Annotated in this window: 12 protein-coding genes; 5 read left to right on the plus strand and 7 right to left on the minus strand. The window is 63.2% G+C overall.

Annotation, left to right across the window (positions count from 1 at the left end; all coding sequences use genetic code 11):
- Positions 1-4: 4 nt before the first annotated feature.
- Entirely contained in the window at positions 5-457 is a 453-nt protein-coding gene (dtd, locus tag K0B96_RS10175) for a D-aminoacyl-tRNA deacylase (RefSeq protein ID WP_220160796.1), read from the plus strand.
- 18 nt (positions 458-475) lie between these two features.
- Here the strand turns inward: dtd and hrpB are convergent, their stop codons facing one another.
- Positions 476-3022: an ATP-dependent helicase HrpB gene (hrpB, locus tag K0B96_RS10180; RefSeq protein WP_220160797.1), complete on the minus strand. Its 2547-nt coding sequence runs from the start codon at positions 3020-3022 to the stop codon at positions 476-478.
- 1106 nt (positions 3023-4128) lie between these two features.
- The gene (locus tag K0B96_RS10185) at positions 4129-5688 is read right to left on the minus strand and encodes a hypothetical protein (protein ID WP_220160798.1); all 1560 of its coding nucleotides are present in this window, start codon (positions 5686-5688) and stop codon (positions 4129-4131) included.
- Between the two features lie 153 nt (positions 5689-5841).
- Here K0B96_RS10185 and typA point away from each other — a divergent pair, with 153 nt between their 5' ends.
- Positions 5842-7662 (plus strand): translational GTPase TypA, encoded by a 1821-nt coding sequence (typA, locus tag K0B96_RS10190; protein ID WP_220160799.1) that lies wholly within the window; start codon positions 5842-5844, stop codon positions 7660-7662.
- A 139-nt stretch (positions 7663-7801) separates the two neighbouring features.
- Here typA and K0B96_RS10195 read toward each other — a convergent pair whose 3' ends face one another.
- The 4 genes from K0B96_RS10195 to K0B96_RS10210 all read right to left on the minus strand — a co-directional run bounded on the left by K0B96_RS10195 (position 7802) and on the right by K0B96_RS10210 (position 9288).
- A complete protein-coding gene (locus tag K0B96_RS10195; protein ID WP_220160800.1) occupies positions 7802-8050 on the minus strand; it encodes a type B 50S ribosomal protein L31 in 249 nt (82 codons plus the stop codon).
- Between the two features lie 17 nt (positions 8051-8067).
- On the minus strand, positions 8068-8193 hold the full coding sequence (gene ykgO, locus K0B96_RS10200; RefSeq protein ID WP_107742546.1) for a type B 50S ribosomal protein L36: 126 nt from the start codon (positions 8191-8193) through the stop codon (positions 8068-8070).
- Between the two features lie 64 nt (positions 8194-8257).
- Positions 8258-8812, minus strand: coding sequence for a YqgE/AlgH family protein (locus K0B96_RS10205; RefSeq protein ID WP_220160801.1), 555 nt, complete (start codon positions 8810-8812; stop codon positions 8258-8260).
- Positions 8813-8814: 2 nt separating this feature from the next.
- Entirely contained in the window at positions 8815-9288 is a 474-nt protein-coding gene (locus K0B96_RS10210) for a deoxycytidylate deaminase (protein WP_220160802.1), read from the minus strand.
- 103 nt (positions 9289-9391) lie between these two features.
- On the opposite strand from K0B96_RS10210, the gene K0B96_RS10215 reads away from it, so the two are divergent.
- From K0B96_RS10215 to nusG, 3 genes are read left to right on the plus strand one after another with little or no spacing between them, the layout of a single operon-like run.
- Positions 9392-10144, plus strand: coding sequence for a Nif3-like dinuclear metal center hexameric protein (locus tag K0B96_RS10215; protein ID WP_220160803.1), 753 nt, complete (start codon positions 9392-9394; stop codon positions 10142-10144).
- 4 nt (positions 10145-10148) lie between these two features.
- Positions 10149-10577, plus strand: a complete 429-nt coding sequence (gene aroQ, locus K0B96_RS10220; RefSeq protein WP_220160804.1) for a type II 3-dehydroquinate dehydratase — start codon at positions 10149-10151, stop codon at positions 10575-10577.
- A gap of 3 nt (positions 10578-10580) precedes the next feature.
- Positions 10581-11072 carry a transcription termination/antitermination protein NusG gene (nusG, locus tag K0B96_RS10225; protein WP_220160805.1) on the plus strand — a complete coding sequence of 164 codons (492 nt, stop codon included), beginning with the start codon at positions 10581-10583 and terminating at the stop codon, positions 11070-11072.
- A gap of 141 nt (positions 11073-11213) precedes the next feature.
- Here nusG and menB read toward each other — a convergent pair whose 3' ends face one another.
- Positions 11214-12050: a 1,4-dihydroxy-2-naphthoyl-CoA synthase gene (gene menB, locus K0B96_RS10230; protein ID WP_220160806.1), complete on the minus strand. Its 837-nt coding sequence runs from the start codon at positions 12048-12050 to the stop codon at positions 11214-11216.
- Positions 12051-12149 lie beyond the last annotated feature (99 nt).

Genomic DNA, 12149 nt, shown 5'->3' on the forward strand with positions numbered 1-12149 from the left:
TCCGGTGCGCGTCGTTCTTCAACGCGTCAGTCAGGCGCACGTCACCATCGCCGGGCGCGTCGTTGGCCGCATCGATCGCGGCCTCCTCATCCTCCTCGGCATCGCCGCCGGCGACACGTTGTCCGACGCCGAATGGCTCGTCCGCAAGATCGTCGGCCTGCGTATTTTTCCCGACGACGCCGGCGCGCTCAATCGCTCCGTGCAGGACGTCGCTGGAGATCTCCTCGTGATCAGTCAGTTCACCTTGATCGCGAGCACTCGCAAAGGCACGCGCCCGTCGTTCAACGACGCGGCGCGTCTCGATGCTGCGCGCCCGCTCTACGAACAATTTCTTGATCTCGCCGCCACCGCCCTCGGCCGCCCTGTCGCTGCCGGCGAGTTCGGCGCCGACATGCAGGTTGCCCTCGTGAACGACGGCCCGGTCACGATCGTCATCGACTCCCGGCAACGCGAATAACTCTCGCGTCCGCACTCGTCACCGCCACTCGTGCCGCGGATAACGCCGCGACAACTCCGCCTTCACTTTCGGATACATGTCGCGCCAGAACGCCGTGAGGTCGTCCGTCACCTGAATCGGCCGCTGGTTCGGCGCGAGCACCTCGATCTTCACCGGCACGCGTCCGTTGCCGACGGTGAATTTTCCCTCGATCCCGTAAAGCTCCTGAATCCGCGCGCTCAACACCGGCGACCCTTCGTCATGGTAAGTGATTTTTGACCGCCGCCCATTCGCCATCGTCAAACGCTCCGGCAGATACAGATCGATCACCGCGAGTTGCTCCGCCGTCAGCCAGTCCCGCAGCACCGGCATCACCGGCTTGTCCTTGATGTCGCGGTAACCGAGTTCGCCATAACACACCTGCTCGATCAACGTCGCCCGATCAGCCGGCGTCACCGGATTAACCTCCAGCTCGGGAAACCATTCCGCCAGCCGGTTCACCCGCGTGATCCACTGCTCCACCGCCTCGTCCCACGCTTCGAGTTTCAGCCGCCCGGCCAGCACTTCCTTCGTCAGCAACGCCGCCGCCGCATCCAGCGGCGCCTCGTCGCTGCTCACCTTGGTCTCCAGCACGAGATCGCGAAACCGCCGCTCGCGCCGCGACACCACGCGGCGGATCGATTCGTCGTAACTCACGCCGCGCGTGTCCTTGAAATCGTCCGGGAAAATCTCCTTCAACCACGCCTCCTCGACCGCCGTGGCGAGGGCGAGCAACACATTCACCTCTCCGCCGCGCCCGCCCACTTCGTTGATCTCCGCCGCGACCAACAACGGTGCCTTTTGCACCGCGCTTTCGCGCGCCAGCACGCCGCGCCGCTGGTGCACGAGTTCGCAGCGCAGCGTCCCGCCATCGAGGCGTTTCGCCAGTTGATCCGAAAACCCGGCGAGCACGCACTTCCGCACCTCCACGCCATCGATCCGACCTTCTGCGATGTCGAGGCCTTCATCGCCCGCGATCTGCAAAAATTGCTCGAACAACGGCCCCACCTGCCGCGCCGCTTGTGCGTGGATGCCGAGCCGGCGGCACGCGTCCAAACTGAAATTGTTTTTCTCCGCGAAGCGCCACGCGCGCATCAGCAGGAAAAAATCGCTCTCGTGTTCTTCGCCGAGCAGATCCTCGCGTGCACGCTCCACGTCCTTGCCCACGCCGCGCAGCAGAAAATTCCGCCCCTGGGTCAGCGCCGCCATCAACGCCACCGGCCGCACGCAGCCCCGCTCCTGTGCCGCGAGGAACATTCGTGCATAGCGCGGATGCATGGGAAAACGCAGCATCTTCCGCCCCAGCTCCGAAATCGCCCGCCGCTCGCCCGCCAACGCCCCCAGATCCGCGAGCAGCTCCTCCGCGCGGTCCAACCCCTTCGCTTCCGGCTTTTCCAGCCACGGAAAATTCGCCACGTCGTCGACGCCGCTCGCCTTCAGCGTCAGCACCACTTCCGCCAGGTCGAGCCGCTTCACCTCCGGCAATTCCTGCAACGCCCGCTGCCCATGTTCGCGCTCCGTCCAAAGCCGCACCGCGATGCCGGGCGCCGTGCGCCCCGCGCGGCCCGCCCGCTGGTCCGCGCTCGCGGCGGAGATTTTTTCGACCAAGAGCGTGTTGATCCCGCGATGCGGATCGAAACGCGCGATCCGCGCCAGTCCGCTGTCGATCACCGCCGTCACGCCATCGATCGTGAGCGACGTTTCCGCGACGTTCGTCGAGACGATGATCTTGCGCGCCTCGTAGCGCGCCACCGCGCGGTCCTGCTGCTCCGGCGGCAACTCGCCATGCAGCGGAAAACACACGAATCCGCGCAAGCCCCGCGCGCCCTGAATCGCCTGCACCGTCCGCGCGATTTCGTAACCGCCCGGCATGAACACCAGCATGTCCCCCGTCGTGGACTCCGCGACACGTTCACACGCCTCCGCCGCGACCTCCCACACCGGCTCGTGTTCGAAGTTCACCGGCTTCGACCAATACTCGATCGCCACGGGAAAACTGCGGCCTTGCGACGTGAGCACCTCGCACGGTGCGAGATAATTTTTCAACGCGCCGGCATCGAGCGTCGCCGACATCACGATGATTTTGAGATCGGGCCGCGTGCTTTGCTGCAACTGCAACGCCCGCGCGAGCGAGATGTCGCCATACAAATGCCGCTCGTGAAACTCGTCGAAGACGATCGCGCTCACGCCCGGCAAGCCGGGATCGAACGACATCTGCCGCAGCAAAATCCCCTCCGTCACGAACCGGATGCGCGTGCGCTCGCTGATGCGCGACTCCAGCCGGATTTGATAGCCCACGCCTTCGCCAAGATTCGTGCCCGCCTCCTCCGCCACGCGCTTCGCGAGGAGTCGCGCCGCCAGCCGGCGCGGTTGCAACACCACCACCTCGCCCTTTTCGCCCAACACGCCATGGCGCCAGAGCATCTGCGGAATCTGCGTCGACTTGCCCGATCCTGTTGGCGCCTGCACGATCAGCCGGCCGCACCCGCGCACCGTCTCGATGACGGCGCCTTCGAGTTCATAGATCGGGAGTTCGCGCGGAGACATGGACCATCAAGCGTTCGCGACCCCGCGCAGCGTGGCAAGCGAGGTTTCCAACTCGCCGCACGCTCGTCACGTGGCGGCAAAAACTCTTCGTGTCCCTCCCCCTCTCTTCACGCCTCGCCGTCAGTGAATAACCCGTGAGCCACTTTACCCCCAAGTTATTCACCGTTTTCAACCGTGAGAAAGTTGTGAAGAACAAAGACTTCTCAAATCGAACACGGCCGCGCAACCTCGTCCTCGTTCCTTGATAGAACAGTCGCCGCTCGCTCCGCTGAAAGGCGGGCCGAAAGCACGACTGGGATAATCCCGGGCGACCGGGGAAAGGTCGGTGGCAACTGGTGCCGCCCTCCCCTTCCGCTGTGGCGCAAGCCGCAACGGCCAAGGCATATGTCACCAGTTCCTCTGGCCGGAGTCGTGTCCGGTCAGTTCAGCACGAATCAGGAACTGTGCGGTCAGGCGTGATCAGAAACCACGCTGAGCCGAGTCAGGCCCACGGGACGTTTCGACCCGTGCGCCGAGGCAGTTACCCAGAGGGTTATGGTTGCTACTGCGCAGACCAGAACGCCATCGCGTTTCCCGGCGGGCCCACCCCGCCAGAAGGCCCGGCTCGAAAGAGCCAGGCGCGCAACGGAAATACGGCGGCGGGGAGAGAGCGAACCTGGCAAAGTTCGCCCAACCTCCTCCACCGGGGCGGCGTGAAAAACCGCGTCACCCCACTGCAAAAATGAAACGCAACCTGAGAGTTAAGAGGTCAGACCCGTAGCACGGGGCCAACGCCCGGCCAAAAGCCGGGGCCGTCCTCGTGATCAAGGTGCCGACGCGAAATTGAAAGATTGCAGGCGTGTCTGCACCACGTCCGGCGCGATGCTTCCGGCAGGAAACATCCGAACCGGGCGAAGAGGCCTCACTCGAAAGATCCCGACCGGCAACGGTCAGGACGGTCCCGCCATGAGACCGAAACATCCGCATGCCGCGGAGAGTGGCGTCGGGAAACACACAGCCCGCGAAAGCGAGGGCGCCCAATGTGTGTGGATGGGAAAGAGCGCGTGGCGAGCGCCCAACCCCGAATTTGGCCCGTAGAGCTTCGGCTCTGCGGGCCTTTTTTGTGCCTATTGCTTTCGCGTCACCGCCTTGCCGTTGCGCGTGTTGCCTTCGATCTCAGTCTCAGACGAAAACCCCAGTCCGAAAATCCGCACTTTCGCCGCACTCTCGATCTGGTTGCCGCGAATGATCGTCGGCCCTTCCCCGCCATGGCGCTGCGAGTGGATGTCCGTGATCGCATCGAAGACCGCCTTCACCGGCGCGTGCAGCACGATCCGGTTGTTCAACACGCGAAGATCGCCGCCTGAATTTCCGACCACGATCACGTGGTCCAACCCCCGGCTCTCCACGTCAAACGCACACTGCTCCACCGCGCAGTCGAAATTGAACTCAGTGAACACCACGGATGCGTCAACGAAATGGCAGTCGCGAAACGTGACGCCGCCAAACGAACGCGCGAACTGCATCGTCGCCGCCGGTGTCGCCCGCACGGTGCACCGCTCGAAAACCGCAAACCGCCCATCGTCGCCATCAATCGTTACGCCGCCGCGATGATCTCCCGCGCTGGCGTCGCGCACGAACACGCAATCCGTGAACCGCATCCGGTAACTATTGGAAAGGTTCAGCACTTTTCGCCGGCCGACGATTTGCAGTCCCTCCGCGGCGAAATCCCGCGTGGACTGCGTGAGCCGGATCACCGCCCGCGATTTCGCGATCCGCGCCCCCGCCGGCACCACCGTCCCTGCAGGAGAATTGCCCCGCCCGGGATTGCGCAAAGTCAGCCACCCTTCCTTCGCTTTCAGCACCCGGAAAATTTCCTCGCCGATCGTGATGCTCGTGTAATGCGACGGCTGATGAAAGCCCTCGCCGCGCCGGATCTTCACTTCGACCGCTTCATTCACCTTTGGCATCGTGAACGCGTCCGCCGTCTCGCCTGCCCAATTGACCTGCGGCAAAGTGTAATCGCGCGCGAACGGATACTTGAACTGCAACTCGCCCGCCGCGCCCACCGCCGCCACTTCGTTAAACTCGCCATAATCCTGGTCGAATTTTGCCGCACCGTTCCGGATGAACACCAGTTCGCCCGGCTCAAATTCGCGCGCCCATTCCGCCAGGTTCAGCCGCACGACATCGCTCCCACGTGCCCCGCTCTCCGCGGAAAACGGATACGCCTGCTCCGCCGACTCCAGCCAGCCCACGTGGCGATACCCCGCCAGCACCAGTCCATCCGGCACCTTGGGCACGGTGGACAAAATCGTCTTGTCGGCACCGTCCCCGCGCAACGTCACCCGGTCGCGTTTGATCGTCCACGCCTGTCGCGCCGCCACATAGTGCCCCGCCGGAAAGTAGATCGTCCCGCCGATCAGAGGGAGCCGGCTCTTCGCCCGCTCGAACGCCGCTTCATCAACGCTCCAGTCCAAACTATCCACGGCGGAGTAATCGCGGCGCAACGCGTCGAGATTCCGATACCGCCCCGCTTCGACCCACTCGCGCACGAGATGCACCTGCCCATCGCCGACGGCACCGAAATCGCGCACATTGAGCACCGCGTCACCGTTTTTTTCTCCTGCGCTCATGGGCGCCGCCATCAGCCCCAACGTGGCCAGAATCAGAATCGAAAATCGCATAAGTTACTACGGCGACGAGGGCCGACCGCCTATCGGCCGACAGCCTTCCGCCCTCTTGGTTGCGCCCAAAATGCCATCCGACCTTCCTCCTTGCATTCGAAGGCACCGGTCCGCACTTTGATCCTTTTTTCAACGTCAGCCCGCCTTCGCGCAATGAATCAGAACATCCGCAACATCGCCATTATCGCCCACGTCGACCACGGCAAAACCACCCTGGTCGACAAGCTCCTGAAGGAAGGCGGCGTGTTTCGCGCCAACCAGCAGGTCGAAGAACGCGCCATGGATTCCATGGATCTCGAACGCGAGAAAGGCATCACCATCAAGGCGAAAAACACCTCGGTGCACTGGGCCGATAAAATCATCAACATCGTCGACACTCCGGGCCACGCTGATTTCGGCGGTGAAGTGGAGCGCGCGTTGCGCATGGTCGACGGCGTTTTGCTCGTCGTCGATGCCTACGACGGGCCGCAGGCGCAAACGCGTTTCGTGCTGCGCAAGGCCCTTCAGCACGGCCTCAAGGTCATTATCGTCATCAACAAGATCGACCGCGATAACGCCGATCCCGCGAAAATGTATGACCGCGTCCTCGAGCTCCTCATGGAGCTCAACGCCACCGAGGAGCAGTTCGACGCCCCGGTCGTTTACGGCTCCGGCCGCGACGGCTACATGATGAAAAACCTCGGCGACAAGCGCGAGAACATGACGCCGCTGTTCCAGACCATTCTCGACCACATCCCGCCGCCGTTCGCCAAGCCCGATGAGGCGTTTCACATGCTCGTGTCCAACATCGATTGGAGCGATTACGTCGGCCGTATCGCCATCGGCAAAATCCTCGGCGGCAAAATCAACGTCGGCGAAACCGTTTTCACCGTCCGCCACTCCGACGGCAAACGCCTCCGCTCCAAAGTCACCAAGGTTTTCGAATACTCCGGGCTCGGCACACAGGAAACCGACGCCGGCGTCGCGGGAAATATCGTCGGCCTCTCCGGTTTCGAAGACATCGATATCGGCGACACGCTCACCGTCGACGAAGCCGGTCACGCGTTGCCGTTTACCGAGATCGACCCGCCGACCCTCGAGATGCAGTTCGCCGTCAACGACGGCCCGCTCGTCGGCCAGGAAGGCAAACTCGTCACCTCCCGCCAGCTCCGCGAACGCCTCTTCCGCGAGCTGAAGACCAACGTCTCCATCAGCGTCGACGATTCCGACCGCGCCGGCGTTTTCAACGTCAAGGCCCGCGGCGCCATGCAAGTCGCCGTGCTCGCCGAAACCATGCGCCGCGAAGGTTTTGAGTTTCTCGTCTCCCGGCCGACCGTCATCGAAAAGGTCATCGATGGAAAACGCATGGAGCCTTACGAGACCGTCTGGATCGAAGTGCCCGACGAATGCGTCGGCTCGATCATGCAGAATCTCGCCAACCGCAAGGGTCAGCTCACCAACATGGAAAAGCTGCCGCACTCCACCATGCTCGAGGCCACGATCACCACGCGCGGCCTCATCGGTCTGGAAATCGACGTCGTCAACGCCACCAGCGGCCGCGGCGTGACCAATCACCTCTTCAAGGAATACGGCCCCTACGCCGGCGAAGTCCTCACGCGCCTCACCGGCACGCTGATCGCCACCGAAGGCGGCGAAACCACCGCCTACGCCCTCATCATGTGTCAGGAGCGTGGCAAACTGTTCGTCAGCCCTGGCGAACAAGTTTACGAAGGCATGATCGTCGGCGAAAACCCGCGCAACGAAGACATCAGCATCAACGCGGTCCGCGAAAAAAAGCTCACCAACTTCCGCTCCCAAGGCGAAGGCGTCGGCGCCGGCCTCACGCCCGCGACCAAGCTCTCCCTCGAGCGCTCCATCGAATACATCGCGGCCGATGAATTCGTCGAGGTCACGCCCCAGAGCCTCCGCCTGCGCAAACGCATTCTGCGCGCTACCGAGCGCCGCAAGGCCGAGCGCTCCGGCAAATCCGAATAACCCCCGCGCGTCGGAGCCGGAAGCGATCCCCACGATCCTTCCGGCTGCGGCTCGTCTGCCTCCCGCGGCGCTTCGCGCCATAAAAAAAACCCGCCGGACATCCGGCGGGTTTTTGGTAAATCGAGCGTTCGAACGTCGCTTACTTGCGCGTGCGCTTGAACTTCGTGGTGAACTTTTCGACGCGGCCCGCCGTGTCGACGAGGCGCTTCTCACCGGTGTAAGCCGGATGGGAGTCCATCGTCACGTCGCGCACCACCACGAAGAATTCTTCACCGTCGATGGTTTCCTTGCGGGCCGACTTCATCGTCGACTTCGTCAGGAAGCGCTTGCCGGTGGCAACGTCCAGAAAACAGACGTTGTTGAGAGAGGGATGAACTTCGGCTTTCACGAAAAATAATTTAAGTTTTAGCCCTGCCGCGCTTTGTAACGCGGGTCGGTCTTGTTAATGACGTAGATTTTGCCGCGACGACGGACGACTTGGCAGTCGGGGTGACGCTTCTTCGCGGATTTGATGGACGAAACTACTTTCATAAAAGATCCAGAAAACAGAGAGCGCAGCTGGGTGTGTCAACTGAAATGTCCCCTCGGGCCTCGCTCAATTCAACGTCGTGTCATCGGGCTCGTTCGCCAGCAGTTTCCACCGGGCGTCCACCTCCCCAAGCACCACACTCCAGAGGCTGTCATCTGGAGCATGTTGCAGCAAATCCGGCGGCGCCGCAGACACGATCCACGTCTTGCGCTCCATCTCTCCCTCCAGCTGTCCCGCCGACCATCCCGCGTAACCCAAAAAGCCGCGCACCTGCGTCCCTTCTTCACCCGCCAGCAGCATCGCCTTTTCGGGGTCCAAACCGAAATGCAGCCGAAACCCATCCGGTTGCGGCTGCCAGGCCACGAGGATCAGTTGCTCATCCTGCACCGGCCCCCCGCGATAAATCGGCACCGACGCCAGATCGGTCAGCGCAAACCCTCCATCCAATTCCGCCAGCGATTTTCCCGCCGGCCGGTTGAGCACCACGCCCATCGCCCCTTCCGCATTGTGCGCCGACATCAGAATCACCGCGCGCCGAAAGTTCGGGTCGCGCAGCACCGGATGCGCCAGTAACAGCGAACCCGCGAGCGTTTCAGGAGTGCTTCTCGGCCGGTCCGTCATCGTTAGAGTTTCGTCAGCTTGACCCCGGCGCCGTCCAGCAACGGCGCCACCAAGGGATCGTTGTTGTAATCCGTATGGTAACGAATTTCCGCGATGCCCGCACCCGCCAGGATCTTCACGCAATTCAAGCACGGGAAATGCGTCACATACGCCACGCACCCTTCGACGGAACTCCCCCGCCGCGCTGCGTCGGCCACGGCATTTTGCTCCGCGTGCACCGTCGCCTGCTCGTGCCCGTCGCGGATCCGCGACACATGCGGCGAACCCGGCAGGTAGCCGTTGTAGCCCGCGGCCACCACGCGGTTCTTCCGCGCTCCGCCCGTCACCAGCACGCACCCCACGTGCAACCGCTCGCAATTCGACCGCGAGGCGATCAACGCCGCCGTCGCCATGAAATACTCGTCCCACGACGGCCGGTGCGGGAAATCCGCCGTCGCTTGAATGATGAGATCGATCGGTGACGCGTCGTCCGCCATGCCGGAGTAAATGCCACCCTCAATGCTTCGCGCAAGGCGGGTTTCACGATTTGACGCGCCTCGCCGCTCGCCTCGCGCACTTTTCCCACCTATTCGTTTCCCCATGGCCAAGCTCCCCGATCTCGTCGCGTATTGCGACCGCCGCACCCGCCGCGCCGCGTTCAAGGACGCGCCTGGCGCCTTCAACGGCCTCCAACTCGCCAACGCCGGCCGCGTGACCAAAATCGGCGCCGCGGTCGACGCCGGCGTCGAGCCCTTCCGCCTCGCCGTCGCCGCCGGCGTCGACTTTCTCATCGTGCACCACGGCATGTATTGGGACATGCCGCGCCCGCTCACCGGTCCCGTTTACGACCGCGTCGCGACGTTGATTCAGGGCAACTGCGCGCTCTATTCGAATCATCTCCCGCTCGATGCGCATCCGGAAATCGGCAACAATGCCCTCCTCGCCGCCCAGCTTGGTTTGCGCCGCGATCGCGGTTTCCTGCCCAACGAGGGCGGCGACATCGGCCTCATCGCCCGCAACCGCCATTCCCGCGCCGAACTGCGTGCCCGCCTGGAAAAACTTTACCCCCGCGTAATCGCCATCGAATACGGCGCCCCGAAACCGCGGGCGGTCGCCTTCTGCAGCGGCAGCGGCAACAGCGCTCTCGGCGGGCTCGCTGGGACCGGCGTTGACACGCTCATCACCGGCGAACTCCGCGAAGAACATTTCAACCGCGCCCAAGAGGAAAAATTGAACCTCTACCTCTGCGGCCACTACGCCACGGAAGTCCACGCGGTGCGCGCCCTCGCCGCCGAACTCGCCGCCAAGTTTGAGTTGCCGTGGGAGTTCATCGCCACGGATAATCCGCTCTGACGGCATGAAAAAAATCGCGCTCCTGCACGGCCCCAACCTCGACCGCCTCGGTAAACGCGAGCCGGAGATCTACGGCCGCGCCACCCTCGCCGACCTCGAAACCGCCCTGCGCGCCGAATTCGGCACCGCCGCCGAGCTCCACTTTTTCCAGTCCAACCACGAAGGCGCGCTCATCGACGAAATCGCACGGCTCGCCGAGGCGAAATTCGACGCCCTCGTCCTCAACGCCGGCGCCCTCACTCACACCAGTGTCGCCTTGCGCGATGCCGTGGCGGGCTCCGGCCTCAAGACCGTCGAGGTGCATATTTCCAACGTCTATCGCCGCGAAGAATTCCGCCACCACTCCTACCTCTCCGGCGTTTCCGTCGGGGTCGTTGCCGGTCTCGGTTTCGAAGGCTACCACGCCGCGCTTCGTTTTCTTCTTCCAGCCTGACACATGAGCGAGACGCGCTGGTTCGTGTGTCACACCCGTCCGCGGTGTGAGAAAAAATTCGCCGCTCTCATGGCGGCCGAGAAGTTCGAGCACTACCTCGCGCTCGTGAACAGCGAGCGGCGCTATGGCAAGCAGACCAAGCGCTTCACCAAGCCGCTCTTCCCCGGCTACGTCTTCGCGAAAATCCCCCTCGAACTTAAGGCGCGCATCTACCAAATGGAGCTCCTCGCCCGCGCGATTCCTGTGGACGACGAAACGCGTTTCCTCGCTCAGCTCGAAGGCGTGAAAGCGATCGTCGCCTCCGGCTTCGAACTCACGGTGATGCCGCTGCTCACCAAAGGCCGGCGCGTTAAAGTCACCGGCGGCCCGCTCTGGGGCCTCGAAGGTTTCGTCGACAACCCTCTCGACCCGCACGGCGTCGTCATCTCCGTCGACGTTCTGCAGCAAGGCCTCCTCGTCCGCGTGCCCGCGGAAAATCTCCAAGTTCTGCCTTAACGGCCCCGCCGCCCGTCCAAGCGCGCCCGCGCCTCTTATCGTTCACGAGCCCGCACTCGTGCTCGTAACCTTGCTCATGCTAGCGAACGCGCTCCGCCTCCTACTCGCGCCCGCGGCCGCCCCAACGCCGGCCCGCCGCCCTTACGGCAACCACGGAAACTTCCGCGCATCCGGCTTCCGCTTCTCGCGTTGCGCGCGGTGAAATTCCTTCGCCTCGTCGCTCATGTAGTAGAGCAGCGTCGCGTTGCCCGCGAGCTCCTGGATGCCCGACTGCCCGTCGACGTCCGCATTGAATCCACTTTTCAGGCACCGTATCGCCAGCGGACTATTCTGCATGATTTCGCCGGCCCATTTCAGGCCTTCCGCTTCGAGATCCGCCACCGGCACAACCGTGTTGATCAACCCCATGTCGAGCGCCTGTTGCGCGGAATACTGCCGGCAAAGATACCAGATCTCCCGCGCCTTTTTCTGCCCCACGATGCGCGCGAGATAGCTCGATCCAAAGCCGCCGTCGAAACTCCCCATCTTCGGCCCGATCTGCCCGAAGATGCCGTTGTCCGCCGCGATCGTCAGATCGCACACGAGCTGCAGCACATGGCCGCCGCCGATCGCGTAACCCGCTACGAGCGCGATCACGACTTTCGGCATCGAGCGAATCAGCTTCTGCAAATCCAGCACGTTGAGCCGCGGCACGCCGTCGCCGCCCACATAGCCCATCGGCCCGCGCACGCTCTGATCGCCGCCCGCGCAAAACGCATACTTGCCGTCCGTGTGCGGCCCCGCGCCCGTCAAAAGCACCACGCCGATCGACTGATCTTCGCGCGCATCGCAAAACGCCTCGAACATCTGCGACACCGTCTCCGGTCGGAACGCGTTGCGCTTCTCCGGCCGGTTGATCGTCACCTTCGCGACGCCGTCGGCCTTGTGATACAGAATATCGGAGTAAGTTTTAACCTCTTGCCAGTTCGTAAAACTCATAAGGGGAATATCTGACACGCATTTCGTCCGCCTGACACGCACGGATTCAAGCTGTTTTCGTCTCCCCCGCGAATACTGCTTGGAGCCCGCACGACGTTC

The sequence above is a fragment of the Horticoccus luteus genome, assembly GCF_019464535.1.
Taxonomy (GTDB): Bacteria; Verrucomicrobiota; Verrucomicrobiia; order Opitutales; family Opitutaceae; genus Horticoccus; species Horticoccus luteus.